The sequence below is a fragment of the Paraburkholderia sp. EG287B genome, from assembly GCF_040965595.1.
Lineage (GTDB): Bacteria > Pseudomonadota > Gammaproteobacteria > Burkholderiales > Burkholderiaceae > Paraburkholderia.
The window spans coordinates 65,987-82,520 of the sequence record NZ_JBFRCG010000025.1; the positions used below are offsets into that span (position 1 = coordinate 65,987).

21 protein-coding genes and 2 pseudogenes are annotated in these 16,534 nt (G+C 60.5%); 14 read left to right on the forward strand and 9 right to left on the reverse strand.

Annotation, left to right across the window (positions count from 1 at the left end; all coding sequences use genetic code 11):
* Nucleotides 1-550: 550 nt before the first annotated feature.
* The 3 genes from AB4Y40_RS35725 (at nucleotide 551) to AB4Y40_RS35735 (ending at nucleotide 2,359) form a co-directional block, all read left to right on the forward strand.
* On the forward strand, nucleotides 551-775 hold the full coding sequence (locus AB4Y40_RS35725) for a hypothetical protein (RefSeq protein WP_368691868.1): 225 nt from the start codon (nucleotides 551-553) through the stop codon (nucleotides 773-775).
* Nucleotides 772-1,248 carry a hypothetical protein gene (locus AB4Y40_RS35730; RefSeq protein ID WP_368691869.1) on the forward strand — a complete coding sequence of 159 codons (477 nt, stop codon included), beginning with the start codon at nucleotides 772-774 and terminating at the stop codon, nucleotides 1,246-1,248. The genes AB4Y40_RS35725 and AB4Y40_RS35730 overlap by 4 nt, the downstream gene beginning before the upstream one ends.
* Before the next feature lie 253 nt (nucleotides 1,249-1,501).
* Nucleotides 1,502-2,359 carry an MBL fold metallo-hydrolase gene (locus tag AB4Y40_RS35735; RefSeq protein WP_368691870.1) on the forward strand — a complete coding sequence of 286 codons (858 nt, stop codon included), beginning with the start codon at nucleotides 1,502-1,504 and terminating at the stop codon, nucleotides 2,357-2,359.
* Nucleotides 2,360-2,594: 235 nt separating this feature from the next.
* Here AB4Y40_RS35735 and AB4Y40_RS35740 read toward each other — a convergent pair whose 3' ends face one another.
* Nucleotides 2,595-3,626, reverse strand: coding sequence for an AraC family transcriptional regulator (locus tag AB4Y40_RS35740; RefSeq protein WP_368691871.1), 1,032 nt, complete (start codon nucleotides 3,624-3,626; stop codon nucleotides 2,595-2,597).
* A 142-nt stretch (nucleotides 3,627-3,768) separates the two neighbouring features.
* Between AB4Y40_RS35740 and AB4Y40_RS35745 the strand changes: the two genes are divergently transcribed.
* The 8 genes and pseudogenes from AB4Y40_RS35745 to AB4Y40_RS35780 all read left to right on the forward strand — a co-directional run bounded on the left by AB4Y40_RS35745 (nucleotide 3,769) and on the right by AB4Y40_RS35780 (nucleotide 9,579).
* Nucleotides 3,769-4,176 carry a carboxymuconolactone decarboxylase family protein gene (locus tag AB4Y40_RS35745; RefSeq protein ID WP_368691872.1) on the forward strand — a complete coding sequence of 136 codons (408 nt, stop codon included), beginning with the start codon at nucleotides 3,769-3,771 and terminating at the stop codon, nucleotides 4,174-4,176.
* A 44-nt stretch (nucleotides 4,177-4,220) separates the two neighbouring features.
* Nucleotides 4,221-5,276, forward strand: coding sequence for a 3-keto-5-aminohexanoate cleavage protein (locus AB4Y40_RS35750; protein WP_368691873.1), 1,056 nt, complete (start codon nucleotides 4,221-4,223; stop codon nucleotides 5,274-5,276).
* 74 nt (nucleotides 5,277-5,350) lie between these two features.
* A complete protein-coding gene (locus AB4Y40_RS35755) occupies nucleotides 5,351-6,631 on the forward strand; it encodes an MFS transporter (protein ID WP_368691874.1) in 1,281 nt (426 codons plus the stop codon).
* A 2-nt stretch (nucleotides 6,632-6,633) separates the two neighbouring features.
* Nucleotides 6,634-7,470: an SDR family NAD(P)-dependent oxidoreductase gene (locus AB4Y40_RS35760; protein WP_368691875.1), complete on the forward strand. Its 837-nt coding sequence runs from the start codon at nucleotides 6,634-6,636 to the stop codon at nucleotides 7,468-7,470.
* A gap of 13 nt (nucleotides 7,471-7,483) precedes the next feature.
* Complete coding sequence (locus AB4Y40_RS35765) at nucleotides 7,484-7,720, forward strand: DUF1289 domain-containing protein (RefSeq protein WP_368691876.1); 237 nt, start codon at nucleotides 7,484-7,486, stop codon at nucleotides 7,718-7,720.
* A gap of 27 nt (nucleotides 7,721-7,747) precedes the next feature.
* Nucleotides 7,748-7,932 (forward strand): annotated as a pseudogene (locus tag AB4Y40_RS35770) (hypothetical protein); the annotation flags it as partial.
* An 81-nt stretch (nucleotides 7,933-8,013) separates the two neighbouring features.
* Complete coding sequence (locus AB4Y40_RS35775) at nucleotides 8,014-9,159, forward strand: porin (protein ID WP_368691877.1); 1,146 nt, start codon at nucleotides 8,014-8,016, stop codon at nucleotides 9,157-9,159.
* 33 nt (nucleotides 9,160-9,192) lie between these two features.
* Nucleotides 9,193-9,579: a BON domain-containing protein gene (locus AB4Y40_RS35780; protein WP_368691878.1), complete on the forward strand. Its 387-nt coding sequence runs from the start codon at nucleotides 9,193-9,195 to the stop codon at nucleotides 9,577-9,579.
* Nucleotides 9,580-9,870: 291 nt separating this feature from the next.
* Here the strand turns inward: AB4Y40_RS35780 and AB4Y40_RS35785 are convergent, their stop codons facing one another.
* The gene (locus AB4Y40_RS35785; protein WP_368691879.1) at nucleotides 9,871-10,278 is read right to left on the reverse strand and encodes a nuclear transport factor 2 family protein; all 408 of its coding nucleotides are present in this window, start codon (nucleotides 10,276-10,278) and stop codon (nucleotides 9,871-9,873) included.
* A 109-nt stretch (nucleotides 10,279-10,387) separates the two neighbouring features.
* Entirely contained in the window at nucleotides 10,388-10,750 is a 363-nt protein-coding gene (locus AB4Y40_RS35790) for a hypothetical protein (RefSeq protein ID WP_368691880.1), read from the reverse strand.
* 280 nt (nucleotides 10,751-11,030) lie between these two features.
* Between AB4Y40_RS35790 and AB4Y40_RS35795 the strand changes: the two genes are divergently transcribed.
* Nucleotides 11,031-11,756 (forward strand): response regulator receiver protein, encoded by a 726-nt coding sequence (locus AB4Y40_RS35795; protein WP_368691881.1) that lies wholly within the window; start codon nucleotides 11,031-11,033, stop codon nucleotides 11,754-11,756.
* A gap of 115 nt (nucleotides 11,757-11,871) precedes the next feature.
* On the opposite strand, the gene AB4Y40_RS35800 is transcribed toward AB4Y40_RS35795, so the two are convergent.
* The 5 genes from AB4Y40_RS35800 to AB4Y40_RS35820 all read right to left on the reverse strand — a co-directional run bounded on the left by AB4Y40_RS35800 (nucleotide 11,872) and on the right by AB4Y40_RS35820 (nucleotide 14,529).
* The gene (locus AB4Y40_RS35800; RefSeq protein WP_368691882.1) at nucleotides 11,872-12,441 is read right to left on the reverse strand and encodes a hypothetical protein; all 570 of its coding nucleotides are present in this window, start codon (nucleotides 12,439-12,441) and stop codon (nucleotides 11,872-11,874) included.
* Nucleotides 12,442-12,689: 248 nt separating this feature from the next.
* The gene (locus tag AB4Y40_RS35805) at nucleotides 12,690-12,911 is read right to left on the reverse strand and encodes a hypothetical protein (RefSeq protein WP_368691883.1); all 222 of its coding nucleotides are present in this window, start codon (nucleotides 12,909-12,911) and stop codon (nucleotides 12,690-12,692) included.
* Nucleotides 12,912-12,965: 54 nt separating this feature from the next.
* Nucleotides 12,966-13,778 (reverse strand): fused MFS/spermidine synthase, encoded by an 813-nt coding sequence (locus AB4Y40_RS35810; RefSeq protein WP_368691884.1) that lies wholly within the window; start codon nucleotides 13,776-13,778, stop codon nucleotides 12,966-12,968.
* A gap of 5 nt (nucleotides 13,779-13,783) precedes the next feature.
* Nucleotides 13,784-14,047, reverse strand: coding sequence for an HPr family phosphocarrier protein (locus tag AB4Y40_RS35815; RefSeq protein WP_368691885.1), 264 nt, complete (start codon nucleotides 14,045-14,047; stop codon nucleotides 13,784-13,786).
* Nucleotides 14,048-14,082: 35 nt separating this feature from the next.
* Nucleotides 14,083-14,529 (reverse strand): hypothetical protein, encoded by a 447-nt coding sequence (locus tag AB4Y40_RS35820; RefSeq protein ID WP_368691886.1) that lies wholly within the window; start codon nucleotides 14,527-14,529, stop codon nucleotides 14,083-14,085.
* A 179-nt stretch (nucleotides 14,530-14,708) separates the two neighbouring features.
* Between AB4Y40_RS35820 and AB4Y40_RS35825 the strand changes: the two genes are divergently transcribed.
* Entirely contained in the window at nucleotides 14,709-15,053 is a 345-nt protein-coding gene (locus AB4Y40_RS35825) for a zinc ribbon domain-containing protein YjdM (RefSeq protein ID WP_368691887.1), read from the forward strand.
* Nucleotides 15,054-15,093: 40 nt separating this feature from the next.
* Nucleotides 15,094-15,963: pseudogene (locus AB4Y40_RS35830) on the forward strand (fused MFS/spermidine synthase); the annotation flags it as partial.
* Between the two features lie 20 nt (nucleotides 15,964-15,983).
* Here the strand turns inward: AB4Y40_RS35830 and AB4Y40_RS35835 are convergent.
* On the reverse strand, nucleotides 15,984-16,181 hold the full coding sequence (locus AB4Y40_RS35835) for a ribbon-helix-helix protein, CopG family (RefSeq protein WP_342952542.1): 198 nt from the start codon (nucleotides 16,179-16,181) through the stop codon (nucleotides 15,984-15,986).
* Nucleotides 16,182-16,534: the final 353 nt, after the last annotated feature.

The following is a 16,534-nucleotide window of genomic DNA, read 5'->3' on the forward strand; positions in this document are numbered from 1 at the left end:
CTATTGTTCGGGAAAAAACGCGCGGGGGTTCCTCGCGACCAGAGAGCGGTCAAATAAGGCCGGCCGGTCATTCTAAGTTTTGTCGTGCCAGGGATGTAAAGTAAATGTAGTCTGCGGAGCGGCCAGACAATGGATGAGGAACGATCCTGCGCTCTGACCGATGCCGTGTCTTCGATCGCCGATAAATGGATGAATCTCGAGCCGGAATGATCGTTGCGTTCAGTCGTGGGGCGCTGTGCGGCCAACTGGAGCTGTTCGCCCGCGCGCTCAGAAGGGCACTAAACGGCAGATCCGCATCAAACAACGGACGTTCGTGCGAGGCCGGATCGAAGGACTTATAGCGCCGACATTCACGCATCGGCGTGCGTGCGTCGGCAAGCAGCTTCGACAACGCTGCAGTGAAGGGGCGATTGAAGCGGTGACGAGCGCGCCACGGCCCTTCAACGGGACCGGCGTCACTGTCCGCTCCTCAAACCGGCAGCTTGCCAAAAAATCTTGAATATAGCTGACAAGTCAGATAAGCTGCACATCGGACACGTGAAACGCGCCGATGAGCTATGTCAACGAACATTTTGAGCAAGCTCAGAACTTCATGTTCGCGGTCGACAAAGCTCGCAATTTGTTGGCCGCGGAACTGGATGCGAGGCTCAGTGCGGAGATAAACGCGGTCTATCGAACGGTTGCCTTCGCGCAGTACGGAGCAGGCCGATGTCGAGATCGCGAAGATCGTCGAGGAAAGCATGAGCCCGTGGATGAATTGGAGAGCATATTTTGAACGAAGAGCCTGTGAACCGCAGCGTCAGCAATCCTCAACAAGGAGTGCTGCGGGCGCCGGAGGGCTACGTCGCCTGGAGCATCGCGATGATTGCGCTGGCTGTTTGTCCGGAAATCATATGCGCCTGCATTGCGCAAGCCTCTGGACATTGGGATCTATTCGAACGGTCCGGATCGATAGCGACGATCATCGGGCTTCTGCTGGCATCACGCCCGTACATTGAGCACACCGTGACCGATCTGGTTATCGCCCGCGCAGACACGGGCGCGATATTCAAGTCCGGTGAAGTTCTGAGCGACATCCTGGCCGCCAAGCGTGGGCTAACGCTTTCGGCGTTCGGGTCGCTCATCTGGGGATGGGGATCATATCTACGATGGTGGAGCTTCAGCTTGCTCGTGCTCTGGATGGTCTTTGTGGTGTATCGGGCACGTCGCGACCCGGTATTGCACCGCCGTCGTACAGACGTTTCGTGAGTTGGCTCGCGTTGGACACCGAAGAGACGGTTTCGATTTCGAACGCTTCGAAAATTGAGGTACGGCTGGAAGATACAGCCCGCCGCCCGGTTCGTGGGGCGTGTCAACGCTATCCGCTTGGACGGTCGCCAGGGCGCTTACGGCCCCGTCGATTTTGGACTTTGCCAACCCGTTGCTCCGGTCGTGTCTTGATGGTTGAAGGTCTATGATGGGACTGTGAGGTTGCCATGCGTTGTCAGGACCGGAGCATCGAATGAAGCCACCACGCAATACCGACTCTGTGCCTGGAGAGTGGTATATCGACACAGCGTGCATCAATTGCGGTGCATCGCGTCATGTCGCGCCCGGGCTGATCGTCGAGCGAAACGACAAAAGTATCTTCGTTCGGCAGCCCGGCACGCCGGAAGAGCAGCTTGCTGCCTGGCGTGCGGTGTTCGTATGCCCGACAGCATCGGTACGCAGCGAAACGAAGCAGCTTCGTCCGAACGCGGTGATCTTTCCACAGCAGATCACATCGGGCGTGTGGCGCTGCGGATTCAACTCACGCTCATCGTTTGGCGCACATTCTTATTTTGCCTCGCGTGCGGACGGCAATCTGCTGATCGACTCACCGCGCTATGCGGCAGAGCTCGTCAAATGGTTCGACGACGCCGGTGGCGTCGCACACATTCTTTTGACGCATCGTGACGACGTCGCAGACGCCGACAAATACGCGCGTCGATTCGGCGCGCGCGTCTGGATTCACCGGGAGGACAGCTCGGCTACCCCCTATGCAACGGATCTACTCGACGACGTGTCGGCGCCGACCATTGCGGCGGGCGTACAGGCAATCCCCGTGCCCGGTCACACTCGGGGTAGCGTCGTGTATCTCCTCGACGATCGCAATCTCTGCTCGGGTGATTCGCTTGCCTGGAGCCCACGCGAGCAGGACCTGGTCGCATTCAGGGACGCGTGCTGGTACTCATGGACCGAGCTCACCGAATCGCTCAGCAAGCTGGCCGTGTATCGTTTCGAATGGCTGCTTCCTGGTCACGGCTGGCTCGCGCACTTGCCGGCCAAGGAAATGAGTGCTCGCTTGGTCGCATTAGTTGCGCGCATGCGAAATGGTTGAAGTCGCCGGGATAGCTCCTTCCGGCATGAGGCGCTTCGAATCCTCCCTGATTCCAGCCCTGCAATGAGGTGGCAAGACTCGGCCACCTACGGCCGTTCGACCGCGCTTTCTGGCGGACATTCGAACGTTGGCTCAGCTCGGGAAACGGACAGTCCACCGATGATCAAACTCGTTGCATCCTCGACCAAACCGCCCATCCTGCTCCCATCATTCGCAGACCAATGCGCTTGCAGCGCTAAACGAACTTATCATCGGCACTTGCGCTTCGTTGTGCCTCTTCGCGGCGCCACGTCGAAACGCTGCAACCAAAGCGACCGCTGAACCAGCGGGAGAACGCGCTCAACGATGAGAAGCCAACCAGCGAGGCGACTTCAGACAGCGGCCTGTTGCCACTGCCAACATAGCGCTTCACCATCTCTACCCGTACCGAATCGACAAGCGACAGATAACTCTCGCCGTACGGTGCGAGATGGCGATGCACAGTCCTGCGATCCATGCCCAGATGCTGCGCAATCCGATCGTCCGAACAGGTGCCTGACGGCAGCAGCGCAACGATCAGCTTCCTGATCTTGTCGGGCATCGTCGAGCTGGACTGCAGCAGCATCGAATCCAGGTAGCGGCGCACCTGCTGCGCCATGACCGGATCGTAGGCAGGGATCGCGGCGTCAAGATCGGACGCGAGACACACAATGCCGTCGAAATCCTGGTTGAATTCGACGGTCACGCCAAATACGCGCGTATGAATCGTCGTGCCGGCCGGAGCAGGATGCGTGAAGCAGACGGTGCGGGGTTTCCAGGCGGCGCCCAGCACCATGCCCAGTACGCGGTAGAGGACCCCCAGTACCAGCTCCGTTGCCTGACGCATCGAACCCGGTATGCCGCCCACGATGTCCTCGCGGATGACCGCCAGACCCTCCGATTCCTCGATACGCATCACCACTGCCTCGTTCTGCAGCCGAAGGTAGTGCGCCGCGGATTCCAGCGCCTTTCGCAGCGTTGGCTGTTCCCGCATCACAAAACCGAGCGCGCCGAGGTTCGAGATGTGGCGGGTCTCGGCCATGCGCAGCCCCAGATCCTCGACCGCGGCGGACCGGGCCGATGTCTCCAGCAGCCGCGCGACCGCCTCGGCCCGAATCATGATGTCGGGGTCGAGCAGCACAGACCGCTCAATTCCTGCGTCGCCCAACTGCTGATAGGGATCGAGACCCACCGACCGGGCCACCTCGACGTAATTGGTGAGGGCTGCACTGCGAAGCAGATAGGACATATCGTTTTCCCGTAGTGTCCCAGAATGTAAATTATTTGTCCCAATCCGTCAAACGTCTTCCTGCCGAACCCCGATACTTGTCTCCGTTGGCACAGCACCGGGCAATGTACCGATTCATTCAGGAATACCGAGGACACAGGCAATGAGCAATGAGACGAACCACAGCGCCACGACAGTGTGCGATCAGCTGCGCGCCACAGGCAACTGGAATCCTTCGTGGGATGCCATTGCCGAACTCGATCCCGTGTGGGCCGAGAAATTCATGACGATGGGCGCACACACCATGATGTCCGGGGTGCTTGAACCCAAGGTGCTCGAGTTCCTTGCCATCGCAGTCGATTCGTCCTGCACGCACATGTATGCGCCGGGCACGCGCCGCCATATCCGCAAGGCGCTCGAACTGGGCGCCACGAAGGAAGAGATCGCGGCGGTTCTGCAGGCTGTCAGTGTCCTCGGCATTCATTCGTCCAGTCTCGGCGCACCAATCCTGCTGGAGGAGCTGGCCGCGTTAGAGCAGGCAAAAAACAAGGGTGCGCAGGCCGCTGCCTGACGCCACCAACACACCCACCCCATTCTTGATAAGGAATACACATCATGCATTTCATGGACGACTCGCTGCTGCCTGAAAATCAGCAAAAACTGGTCATTCAGGTGGCGCCGTACGGGCCGCAATGGATCCCCGGTGATTCAGACGATATCCCGGTCACGATGGACGAACAGGTGCAGAAGGCCGTGGACTGCTACAACGCAGGCGCGACGGTGCTGCACGTGCACGTGCGCGAAGAGGATGGCAAGGGCAGCAAGCGTCTGTCGAAGTTCAACGAGATGCTCGCCCTTCTGCGCGAAGCGGTGCCGAAGATGATCCTCCAGGTCGGCGGTTCGATCTCGTTCGCACCGGAAAGCGACGGCGAAATGGCGAAATGGGCGAACGACGACACGCGCCACATGCTCGCGGACCTGGACCCGCGTCCCGAACAGGTGACCGTGGCGATCAACACGGGCCAGATGAACATCATGGAGTTGCTGACCGAGGCCGACATCGCCGGCACCTCGTTCATGAACCCCGCACTGCAGGCGGCTTACCGCGACATGATCTCGCCGTCCAATCCGTCGTGGCATGTCGAGCACATCCGGCGGCTGTTTGCCGCCGGCATCCAGCCGCAATTCATGCTGGGCAATCTCGCGCAGCTCGAAACGCTCGAGCGCCTGATCCGCAAGGGCGTCTATACCGGCCCGCTCAACCTCAATTACGTGGCCATCGGCGGCGGCGCAGCAGGGCTGCATCCGGCCGACATGCTGGAGTTCGCGCGTCGCACGCCGGACGGTGCCGTGCTCACGATCGAAACGCTGGGCCGCAATGTCGTGCCGATGAACACGATGGCCATCGCGCTGGGCCTCCATGTGCGCGTCGGCATCGAGGACACGCTGCTCGGCCCGGACGGCAAACGTGCGACCTCCGTGCAGCAGATCGAGCAGATGGTGCGCATTGCGCGCGAACTCAATCGTGACGTCGCCAGTGCGGCGGAGGCACGCGACATCTACCAGATCGGTACCCAATGGAAGTCGGTTGAAGAGACGCTGGACAGGCTGGGCATGGTGCCGAACCGGGCACCCGAGCAGCGTGGCGTGCCGGCACGCAAGGTTGCCTGACCGGCATGTCGAGGTGCAGGGGTGGCAACATGCTGCGCCTCGCATGCAGTCCAACCCATCAGGCATGGAGACAGATGATGTTCTGGAAGAAAAGCCCCGCTGCCGTCCTGGCGACCCTGCTGGCGATCCACCTGCTGGCGCACATCGACCGCAACATGCTGCTGGGGTTCTCGCCGCAGATCATCCGGGACCTGGCGCTCAACCGTACGCAATACGGGTTTCTCGCCGGCGCGGTGTGGGTGCTGAGTTTTGGCGTGATGGCGATGTTCATGGGTACGCTCGCCGACCGTTTCAGCCGCCCCCGGATCATCGCCGCCGGTTTGCTGATCTGGAGCGTTTGCACCCTGGCGTCGGGCCGCGCCCAGAGCTTCGAGCAGATGGTGGTGGCCCGCTTTTTCGTTGCCAGCGGAGAGGCGGCGCTGGTCCCTGCCGCAGTGGCCCTGCTGGCTGAACTCTTCTCCGGCAGGCGGCGTGGCACGGCAATGGGGCTCTTCTTCATGGGCATTCCGCTGGGTGTCGGCTGCAGTTTCCTGCTTGCTGGCAGCTTTGGCGCCACGCTCGGGTGGCGGTCCACGTTCCATGCGCTGGGCGTGATTGGCATTGCGATTGCGCTGCCGCTGGCGCTGCTCAGGGAAGACCGAAGCGTACTCGCGCCGCAGGAGCGCGGCGCACCATTCCTCGAGCAGGCGCTCGCCGTGTTGCGCACCGTTGTCAGTAATCGTGCACTGGCTTTCACGATTGTCGGTTTCGTGCTGGTGCATCTGGTTTTTGCCAGCTTCTCCTTCACGCAGCTCTGGCTCGTCGACGAGCGAGGCATGAATGCGGCCGGTATTGCCACACGGATCGGGGCGTTGCAGCTGGTATTCGGCACGCTCGGCGCGGCAGCGGGAGGTGCAGTGGGGGATCGCGCGGCGAGGCGCCTGCACGGGGGACACGCAAGCTTCATGGCGTTGCTCGTCCTGGTCTGCGCGCCGTCGATGCTGGCATATCGATTCGTACCGGCTGGCTCGCCCCTGTTCTATATCGGCATGTGTGCCGGATTCGTTCTGCCGATGGCGGCCTATGGCTCAGCCCTGACGGCCATAACCAGCATGACGCCGGCAAAGATGCGCTCGACGGTGACTGGCTTCACGATGTTGCTGATCAATGTATTTGCGCTCGCCATTGGCACGGTGGCCATTGGCATGCTGGCTGACCATTTGAAGCATGCAGGCAGCACCGCACCCTTGACGGGCATCCTGCTCGTCAACGATGTGGTGGCGATCAGCTCGGCCGTCTGGTTTGCCCTTGCGGCGCGCGCCTCAGGCAGGCAGCGCGTTGCCTCAACCGAACATGTTCAACCTGCGAGATCCTGAGAATGCAAAACCAACGTCAGAATCTGGCTGGGCGTATCGCCCTTGTTACGGGTGCCGGCCGCGGCATGGGCGGCGCCATTGCCATCGACCTGGCCCGCGCGGGCGCAGACGTCGCGATCTGCGACATCGACATGCCAGCGCTCGAAGCAACGCGCGCAGCGGTGGAAGCAGCCGGCGCGCAGTGTCTCGCGCTACGCTGCGATGTCTCGTCGAGCAGCGAAGTCTCCCGGCTGTTTGCCGCCATCGCCGGGCGCTTCGGCACGCTGCATATCCTTGTCAACAATGCTGCGCGCGTGCCAAACACGCCGGTCGATACGGAGCGCCGCAACCAGCATTACGCCTACATCACCACGCCCGTGCCGCGGCAGTCACTGGGCTTTACCAGCACCATCAGCGATGAGGAGTGGCATCGCTACTGGGATGTCAATGTGCACGGGCTCTTCTATTGCACACGCGAAGCGCTCAGGCTGATGGAGCCGCAGCGCGACGGCAGGATCATCAACATCGCGTCGATTGCCGGCACGTCGGCAATGAGCGCGCACAGTCCGCACTATTGCGCGACCAAGGGTGCGGTGATTGCTTTCACGAAGTCGGTTGCGGCCGAGGTAGCGGGTGCCAACATCTTCGTCAATGCGATGGCGCCAGGCGGCGTGGCCACGCCCGAATTCACCCAATACTTCAAGGCCGCAGGCGAGGAAAAGTGCAACCAGTTCTGGCAGCTGATACCCGCCGGACGCCTAGGCACGATGGAGGAATACGCCTCGACGGTGACCTGGCTGGCTGGCGATCACTACCTGGTGGGCCAGGTGATCAGCCCCAACGGAGGGGTAGTGATCTAACCGGATACGCCATATGACCCGAAGCAACCCCGTCATGAATCCCTGCATCAATATCTGCCGGATGGACCCGAACGATCAGTTCTGCCAGGGGTGCTGGAGAACGCTCCGTGAGATTGGCCTATGGGATCAGATGACTGACCAGCAGAAGGCCGAAATCGCAGCGGCGGTCGAACGCCGCCGACCCACATTCGCGTGCCGTTTGACGCCGCGCCACAACTGCGATGTTTTAGAAAATGGATTGCTAGAGTGAACGGATTGATGCTGCAAAAGCAGTTGCTGGTTCCCGACCGGCGATATCGCGACGATCGATGCGGACGGCTTCATGCAGATCCCTGACCGCAGATTGCGAAGCGGTGGATGCCGGACGCGGTCGTGTTCGTCGAGGCGCTGCCCATGGGCGCCACCGGCAAGGTGCTGAAGAACCAGCTGCGTGAAGCGTTCCATGACTATCTGCTGGTCTGATTTCCGGGCGGATGGTTGCTTGGTATCGAACGCGGATGGACGTCGTTACGGGTTGCTTGGATATACCAAACAGGAGACAAAATGAAACTGAAGTGGTTGGTGGCGGCTGTGCTGGCTGCAATGGGAGGCACCACGTACGCGCAGTCATCGGTGACGCTGTATGGCGTCATCGATTCGGGGGTGTTGTATCAGAGTGCGAATGCAGCGAACTTTCAGTCGAAAGTGAACCTCGGCCATGTCTACGAGCTCAAGGATGGCGGAATCTATTCGAGCATCTGGGGTCTCAAGGGCAGCGAAGACATCGGGGGTGGCTACAAGGTCAATTTCAGGTTGCAGGGGGCATTCAACAGTTCGAACGGCAAGCCCGGGCTGGCCGACACGCCGGGCGCCACAGCGCTGTTCAACCAGCAGACGACGGTGGGTGTATCGAGCCCGTTCGGTACGATCGACATGGGGCGGCAGATCGTGCCGATGATCTATGCGATGGCAGATACAGACGTACGGAACGCCCAGTACTTCGGCAGTATCCTGACCGCATGGCTAGGCATGAACCAGGCCGCGGGCTGGCAGGGCCTCAGCACGAACGGCCCGATCGGCGCGCTGTACGACGACAACGCGATCGTCTACCGGTCGCCGAAGTTCTACGGCGCGTCGCTTGCGCTCGAGTATGCTCCCGGCGGCGTTCCGGGTCAGTTCCAGGGCGGCACGCGCGAGTCCGCCGTGCTGCAGTATTCGAACTATGGCCTGAACCTGGCAGCTGTCTACTACAACGGTCACGACACGAATCCATTCACGCAGACGGGCCCCACGACAATCGTCACGGCGCCGTCGACCGGCCTGGCCAACAACCGCTTCTGGTATCTGGGCGCGCAGTACACCTTCCACGATTTTTCCGTGTCAACGTCATACAGCATCGGCAAGAACCCCGCGAACAGTGGCCACGCCAACTTCGAGATGATTTCCGGGGGGCTCGGCTACAAGTTCAGCCCGACTTTCAAGGTCACCTCGGGCTTTTATTACCTGAAGGATCGTAACCACTCATCCAGTCAATCGAACGAGTTTGCGCTGGGAGCCGAATACAACCTGTCCAAAACCACCCTCGGCTACGCGCAGGTCGGCTATGTCAACAACCGCGGCAACATGAGCCAGACAATCACCTACGGTGCGCCTGTTCCGGAAGGCAGGTCAACCACGGCGGCGATGGTCGGTATTCGCCATAGCTTCTGAACTCCCCCACACAGATAACAAGTGGAGCATTCAATGAAAACAAACTGGGCGCTCGGGATTGCGGGCGGCGTATTGATCGTATTGGCATCGGTTCATGCCTGGGCGCAGGCGGGTGCAAGCGAAACGAGCGCCGCTTCGAGCGGAACCGCGGTTGCGGCCTCGGGCAGCATGACGGCGAAAGACATCCGGAAAGCCGATCATGCGCTGCGCCGCAAGGTCTACTCCGCGATCGTCACGCACAACAAGGAGATCAACGCTGGCAACATCAGCGTCATCGCGAAGGGCGGCGCAGTGACGCTCGACGGCACCGTGGTCGATGCATCGCAGATCGACAAAGTGAGCGAGATCGCGAAAGGCGTTCCGGGCGTCACATCCGTTACCAACAAGTTGACGGTCAAAAAGCCGTTTGGCGGCCAGTAACTGGGCTTGGCGGCGATCCGACAGAGCCTGATGTGATGTCGGGGCAGGCGCTTAACGCCCAATCCATTTCTATCAACCGAACGCTTCTGGGCCAGGGGCAGGCGCCGAACAAACCTCAAGAGCCACCGCCGGCCGACGTGATCGCGCGAATGTCCGTTGACGTTTAAAACCCGCCGTCGAGGCGGCGCCGGGTCGAATGGCGGGAGTGGGTCGACTGCTGCCCGATGCGTGTCGATTCAACGGCGGACCATGGCGCCGTCTTCGAGGGTCGGACGGGGTCCGGCGGCGGATTCAACCGGTCGATGCAACACCTAGAATCTGCGTGAGCAGTTGCGGTGTTCCCATCCTAAACCAAGCTTTCGTAATTTTCCCGTTGGTGACCTCGTAAATCGCAAGCACATCGATTTCGCCAGTACCTTCCGGGAATGTCCGGGTCACGCGCTCGTGATCGAAAACCACATTCCCAAGTACGGCGCGATGGATAAGTCGACCGAGCAAGTTGGGTTCAGTGAAACGGGCAACTTGGCGCTCTCGAATCTCTAAAGCGCCACGCTCGAGCAGCCGAGAGGGGAACTCGTAATACTCGCAGTCATCGGCCCACCATTGCATGAGCGAGTCGATATCGCGTGCGTTGTAGGAGTGGAGTTGCTGTTGCACGGTGAATTCGGCGGAATCTACGAAAGGCGCGTCGGTGGTCATTTTTTTCGATCTCTTCGAAATCAAGGCAGATTGTTGATTCCAGCGACCGTTCGTCCGTTTGAAGGCAAGCTCGCGTCCCCAAGATCGCGACGCATATTGCGACAGCATTTCATTGATTAGCTAACGTGCGGACGCTCGGCGAACGCTGACCGGCGACCCGCAACGCACGCTTAAGCACTCGCAGGGCGAGTCGCTCCATCGGTAGTTGTCGTGTGACCACGTAGGTGTCGAAGGCGGCAGGATTCCTGGTGCCTTCCGGCCGAAGCCGTTGCTTGATCGCACACCGGTGAAGATACATTGCAATCAGCGCGTCCCACATGTTTTCCAGAAGTCGGCGAGCTTCCACGGCGTCAAGGCCAGCACCTTGCAGGAATTCCACCCGGCAAGCCTGATCAACCAGACGCCAAGTTGCCGCGCTGATATGGTCACTCGCTTCGTGCAGTTCTTGCAATTCCGAAGTCAGATCTTGCATCAGTCGCCTCCTGTCACTGACCGGCATATTCGAGCCATTCCGGGATCGGCGTAATCGAGCCACCGGATGATCGCCGCAATCGGGCCACGTAGCGGGCTCCGTGTTCTGTCGGGCGGCAGCCCGAAACGCATTTCGAATTTCCGCAACCCGGTACCTTCAGGCTTTTTGCCCGCTGCGCCGCTGAGGCAACAGATGAATCTTCATGGCATTTTCAAGCACCGGGATCTATGCTCCACGGATATGGATCTGCCAGCAAGATTCATGCTGCCGCAGTTGAGAATTGTTCAACCTCTGCTCCGCGAACCCCATTGTGAAGCCAGAAGACAAGGTTGCATTCGGCGCTGCGCTCGCTGAACTGAGCAAAGCGACGCAAGATCTGCAACGCCTGGAGCGCGATCCAGCGACCTCCCTCGCTGCGCTTGCGAGGGCGGAGCACCGTTACGAGCTGTCGCGGCTGGAGTGGCTGCGCTGCGAGTGGCAGCTGCGCGCGTCGGGTGCCCATGCGCTACCGACGCCGCCACCAGCGGTCGGACCCATAATGATAGTGGGCCGCGACGAGGTGATACGGGAGTCTCTAGCCGTTCTGCTCAATGTGAATGGGTATGGGCGGTCGAAGGCATGTGGTTTCGACAGTTGGCAGAAATTCTGCCTTGAACCGTCGCAACAGTTGATCGTACTCGACGTTGCAGAATTTTCTCGGGGTCCCTCTGCGTGGTTCGTGGAGAGTTTCGATGTGGCAACCGAAAGACCGCACATCATCGCGCTCGTGTGGCCGCAGGACGCACCGAGCTTCAAAGGCAAGGTTGATGACGTAATCGCCAAGCCACTCGTGTTCAAGAAGCTGCTTCACGCGATAGATCGAATCAGTTCGGAGGCTGAGGCGCTTCCCGTTGCGAATGACACACCGACCGGAGACGGGAAAGCGCAACCGTGTCGTAGTCAACACGACTGCCCCGTATCGAAGGTCTGGCAACGTCCTCAGCAAGAGCGGACACAACCTTGCTGACGGTGGATGTCAGCAACGGGTCGGGTCATGCCTGGTGTATGAGGCGGCCCGGTGACGAACAGCATGCCCGCTCGTTGGGCACAGGGCGGCCATGGAGGAACGTTCAAGAAGGCATTCAGTTGTTTGAGGCCAGCCGGAACGGATCAACGGCCCACATTTCGCCCGCGCGAATATGCGGCTGTGACCGAGCGAGCCACTCTTCGAGCGACGTCAGACTGATGCCCGGTGAAACTGCACCGCAGAACGACTCCGAAACAAACGGCACGCTATCCTCAGGGCGGCGCACAATCTGAACAATGTGGGTGATTCCGCGAGGACGAGGATGGTTGTTCGCCCACGAAGGCTCTCCCATTTTCAGCCCAATGGTGGCGCAGCGCGGAAGACTTTTTGCCGTAATATTGTCCCCTCCGAGGACAAATCCCGTTCGAGTCTCGATCTCCTGAATGATTCGATCCGACCACGCTTGAAGGGCTTTCACGTCGCCAGAACCAAACACCTCGCGACCCGCGGCCTCGTTCTCTGCTTGCATCGCCTTAGTGAGGAGCAACCTTGTCCACCCCGAGCAGTCGATGACCGGCGGCTCAGCCGAGAGCCCTTCGGACTTCATGCCGCGCTGGTAGCCAACTCGGCCTGTATATGTTTCCACGAGACCCCACATCGTCCTCTCAGCAGTCTCGAATTGCATGACACCCCCCGGTCACTGCGGCTCATGCTCATTATCGCTCGTCAGCAACGTGCCAATCCAATGACTGCTACCGGGCGAATGAAAGGTCCGGCGTGGGTCGGTTTCACCCACTGACCAGGAGGGCAGTTGCCGTTCGATCAGGCTGTGTGACCAATGGCTGGTCTGGAACGTTGAGCGACCACTGAGCGTCGTTCGTTCAACGTCCGCTCAGGCCGAACAGTGGCCTCCGAGAAATCAGAGTGGATGACCTACTTCCGGCTTTTCAGGAACGCCCGTCCGGCAGCCGTAATCGCAATACTGGAGCGCGCACCAGATGGGTAGCTAACGAAGCCCGCGCTGATCAACTCCCGGGTGACCGACCAACCGAGCGCCGGGGCGTCTCTCCCATAGCGAACTTCAGCGAGGCGCTCCAGCGCCCAGATTGAGGACGCGGATAGGGTTTGCTCATTTGGTGAGTCGTTGTCGATCATTGCTTCTCCAAGGAATTAACGGCTAGTCGTTGCGGATTGCGAGGCGCTACGCCATCAGAGGAAAATCGACGCCTCCTGTCGCGTCCAGTCGTAGCGCGCACCCATCTCGATGCGTACGGCTGTTTCAACGAGGTCAGCGCCATGTTGCCCGGCGTGTTGATCCGCCTCCTTCATCAGCGCCTCGAGTGAAGGTAACGGGACACCGTTCTTCCACGCGAAGGCAATGATGTTTCCGGCGCTGTCTTTGGCCGGGGCGAGCGCGACCGATGAACCGAACGTCTCGCGAATCCGGGTGAGATTGTCCCCAAGCCGTGGATCCTCTGCCTGCAGGTTGGCGGCCAGCACGCCGTCGTCGTTCAACCGCGAATGGCAGGCTTCGTAGAAGGCTCCGTCAGATAGCTCGGGGGGCACGCCGTGCGCATTGAAACCGTCGAGCAGCAGCGCATCGAAGGTGTGCGTGGTTGTCGACAGATACTGCGCGGCGTCCGCACAAACGACCGACAGCCGCTCGTCGTCGGGTGGGATGCAGAAGCGCTCGCGCAGCGCAATCACCTCCGGATTGATCTCGACTACCGTGATGCGTGCATCCGGCAGATGCCGATAGCAGTACTTGGTCAGTGATCCTCCACCCAGCCCGATCATGCAGATGTGTCTGGGAGCGGGCTGCAGCAACAGGAATCCCATCATCGTGCGCGAATATCCCAATACAAGCGCATCCGGCGCCGCGCGCAGCATGGTGCTTTGCATGCCACGGCCGTCAAAGTACAGCGAGATGAGATGTTCGGATTGCACAACAACCGGGATATCCGGAGCAGCGCCTGGGCCACGGGCACGGAAATTCGGGAGTGGCCAGTTGAACCGGGGCATGCGGTTCACCCCTGCTGTAGCAGCGGTAAAAGCGCGTGAAGTGCCGCCTCTTCGTCCGGGCCCGCGACCAGCACCTGGGCAGCGGTCCCGCCGCGCACCCGTAGTGCGTCGATTGCCATGCCATCCTTCGCGTTACCGCGGCGTCCATTCGCGACCAGCAGGATGTCGCTTTCGAAACGGCGCGCCACATTGACGAATACATCCCGGGCAGCGTGCGCCCCATTCCGGTTCCACCCGGAACCGGCTTCAACATCCACAACGGTTGCCATGTTCTTTTCCAAAATCTCGGGACAGGTCCCTGGATTCAGTGCGAATTATCGACCTGACAGTCCGCGAGAAACGCCCTGAGTTCGCCTTCCCACGTTGTGTCCTGCAGGTCGATGCTGACGCCGGCAAGGCGTGTCATTTCGAGGTTCAGGTGAACCGCTTCAAGCGATCGGGGCCACACGGCCTGCGCAAAACACCGGCGGTCCACGTCCAGAAGGAGCCGCGGATGGTGCCGGAACCTCGCACTGGCGACTGAGATCGCGTCCAGCACGTGCCGGGCCGATTCCCGCGGATAGACGAAGGCCAGGTGAATACCGACCGCCGCGAGCTGCTCGCCTACGTCATGGAAGCGGTGGATCATCTGGAACCCGCGTTCGCCACCGCGCCCGACCCCCACCAGGATCAGACCCCGGCTTCCCGCGATTTCCTGCACGCGAACCATGCGCCGGTCAGGCAGCAGCAGCGCTCCATCCAGATCCAACATGACGACATCCTCAGCGAATCCGCCCGCAAGTTCGCGGAAGGGCGGCGATCATCATTATAATACAGCAACAATTTCATGTGCCTTACATTATAATGCACTGTGTGCGAGCAGATGATCGCCTCCGGCGAACACCCGTCTTCTTCCTGACTGACCCGAAACTGTTTTTAATGAAATCCGCAATGAACGCCGCCCCCGCATGCCCGCAATGCTCAATGGAGAACACGTACCCGGACGCAGCGCTGTATGTGTGCGCGGACTGTGGCCATGAATGGTCAGAGAACGGGGGTGTGGAAACCGTGGGCGAACCGGAAAGGAGTGTGGTCCGGGACGCAAACGGAGCCGTGCTCTCAGACGGTGACTCGGTCGTGCTGATCAAGGACCTGCGCGTCAAGGGCTCCTCGATCATGCTGAAGATGGGCACCAGGGTGAAAAATATCCGGATCGTCGGCGGCGATCACGAGATCGACTGCAGGACCGATACCGGCAGCTTCATGCTCAAGGCCTGCTTCCTGAAGAAGGCCTGACCGGGCGGCCTGCACCCGCTCGCGAAGCGCCGCGGTTTTTTACGCACTTGCCCGACTACAGGTTATATCGAGAATGGACGGCGACCAGACATCCTGTGACGCATTCGTCGAGTTCCTCTCGACGCCACTGAATGACAGGCGACCCTTCGTGCTGGAAACGCAGCACGCCGTGTCCCTGCACTTCGATCACTTTGCCACCCAGAGCTGCATGTCGCTTCGTGCGCCGGACAGGCTCACGCTCGGCTATACGCGCACGATGATGGGGTTCCTGCTGCTGCAGCCCGCTCCCAGGCACATCTGCATGATCGGGCTGGGCGGGGGCTCACTGGCGAAGTACTGCTATCTGCATCTGCCTGAAGTGGAGATCACTGCGGTCGAGATCGACCCTGAGGTGATTGCGCTGCGCGACGTGTTCAGGATTCCGGCAGACGACGCGCGCTTCAGGGTGGTGTGCGCCGATGGCGCAGACCACATCCGGAATGAGGGCGCCGCAGCCGATGTCATCCTGGTTGATGCCTACGTGTCGGGCGGGGTCGCGAGCCAGTGCACGGATATCGCGTTCTTCTCTGCATGTCGCGAACGGTTGACGGAGACGGGCGTACTTGCGATGAATTTCACCGATGACGAACCCGCGCTGGACCTCTACCTTGAACGGCTGAAATCCGTGTTCGGCACCTCATACGCATTGGTCCGATGCGGAGACGACAGCAATTTCGTCGCTTTCGCCTGGAAAGGCAGAAGCCGTCTGCCGTCTTCGCGCGTCCTGCTGGATCGCGCCTTCTCGTATGCGTGGGCGGATGACCTGCGGCTACCGGTTACCGCCAGACGACTGAAGGGCGGTGTAAGCCTCGACCCCAAGCGGTTGATCTGGCGCGAGAACGGCCACGCGCACTGGGAGCATGGTGCCTGAACGTGCTGGCTCAGTGAGGCTCAGTCGGCGCTGCGCCCGACCCGCTTTCCCAGCGTACTCTTCGTCTTGTAGGTCACGCCGTGACGTTCGAGATATTCGCGGATCAACTGCCGGACAACCTGCGAAGACGTCAGATCCTGCGCGGCACAGAGCTTCTCGAATGCCTCCTTCTTGGCGGGATCGATCAGGATGGTCAGACGCGCGGTTTTCGTTTCCATTGGGAGAGGCAGGAAAGGCAAGTATGATAATCGAATTATAATACACTCGCGTTCAATGCCAATGCCCGCGCAAGCGCGCGAGGCCGTCCCGATAGTCACGACGCCCTGGGCATCGATACCCTGCACAGCGACGTTCCGGTAACACTGCCGGGACTGCGCGCTACGGCCACTCCCCCGCTTCACGCTCCTCACGCAGACCATCGTGCCCGGCACGGCATCGGGATCTCCCCGTGCCCGGTTGCTGCCTGCGGAACTACGCGAACACGTCGTCGGCGATAAAGGCGAGCGACAACCCATGCTGACGGTTTGCGCTTGTATTGCGCCCACTTTCCGCGAGCCCGTTGAACGCTACG

Coding starts and splice junctions, on each gene's coding strand:
- AB4Y40_RS35725 (WP_368691868.1), top strand. CDS start 551: ATGAGCTATGTCAACGAACATTTTGAGCAAGCTCAGAACTTCATGTTC.
- AB4Y40_RS35735 (WP_368691870.1), top strand. CDS start 1,502: ATGAAGCCACCACGCAATACCGACTCTGTGCCTGGAGAGTGGTATATC.
- AB4Y40_RS35740 (WP_368691871.1), bottom strand. CDS start 3,626: ATGTCCTATCTGCTTCGCAGTGCAGCCCTCACCAATTACGTCGAGGTG.
- AB4Y40_RS35745 (WP_368691872.1), top strand. CDS start 3,769: ATGAGCAATGAGACGAACCACAGCGCCACGACAGTGTGCGATCAGCTG.
- AB4Y40_RS35750 (WP_368691873.1), top strand. CDS start 4,221: ATGCATTTCATGGACGACTCGCTGCTGCCTGAAAATCAGCAAAAACTG.
- AB4Y40_RS35755 (WP_368691874.1), top strand. CDS start 5,351: ATGATGTTCTGGAAGAAAAGCCCCGCTGCCGTCCTGGCGACCCTGCTG.
- AB4Y40_RS35760 (WP_368691875.1), top strand. CDS start 6,634: ATGCAAAACCAACGTCAGAATCTGGCTGGGCGTATCGCCCTTGTTACG.
- AB4Y40_RS35765 (WP_368691876.1), top strand. CDS start 7,484: ATGACCCGAAGCAACCCCGTCATGAATCCCTGCATCAATATCTGCCGG.
- AB4Y40_RS35775 (WP_368691877.1), top strand. CDS start 8,014: ATGAAACTGAAGTGGTTGGTGGCGGCTGTGCTGGCTGCAATGGGAGGC.
- AB4Y40_RS35780 (WP_368691878.1), top strand. CDS start 9,193: ATGAAAACAAACTGGGCGCTCGGGATTGCGGGCGGCGTATTGATCGTA.
- AB4Y40_RS35785 (WP_368691879.1), bottom strand. CDS start 10,278: ATGACCACCGACGCGCCTTTCGTAGATTCCGCCGAATTCACCGTGCAA.
- AB4Y40_RS35790 (WP_368691880.1), bottom strand. CDS start 10,750: ATGCAAGATCTGACTTCGGAATTGCAAGAACTGCACGAAGCGAGTGAC.
- AB4Y40_RS35800 (WP_368691882.1), bottom strand. CDS start 12,441: ATGCAATTCGAGACTGCTGAGAGGACGATGTGGGGTCTCGTGGAAACA.
- AB4Y40_RS35805 (WP_368691883.1), bottom strand. CDS start 12,911: ATGATCGACAACGACTCACCAAATGAGCAAACCCTATCCGCGTCCTCA.
- AB4Y40_RS35810 (WP_368691884.1), bottom strand. CDS start 13,778: ATGCCCCGGTTCAACTGGCCACTCCCGAATTTCCGTGCCCGTGGCCCA.
- AB4Y40_RS35815 (WP_368691885.1), bottom strand. CDS start 14,047: ATGGCAACCGTTGTGGATGTTGAAGCCGGTTCCGGGTGGAACCGGAAT.
- AB4Y40_RS35820 (WP_368691886.1), bottom strand. CDS start 14,529: ATGTTGGATCTGGATGGAGCGCTGCTGCTGCCTGACCGGCGCATGGTT.
- AB4Y40_RS35825 (WP_368691887.1), top strand. CDS start 14,709: ATGAACGCCGCCCCCGCATGCCCGCAATGCTCAATGGAGAACACGTAC.
- AB4Y40_RS35835 (WP_342952542.1), bottom strand. CDS start 16,181: ATGGAAACGAAAACCGCGCGTCTGACCATCCTGATCGATCCCGCCAAG.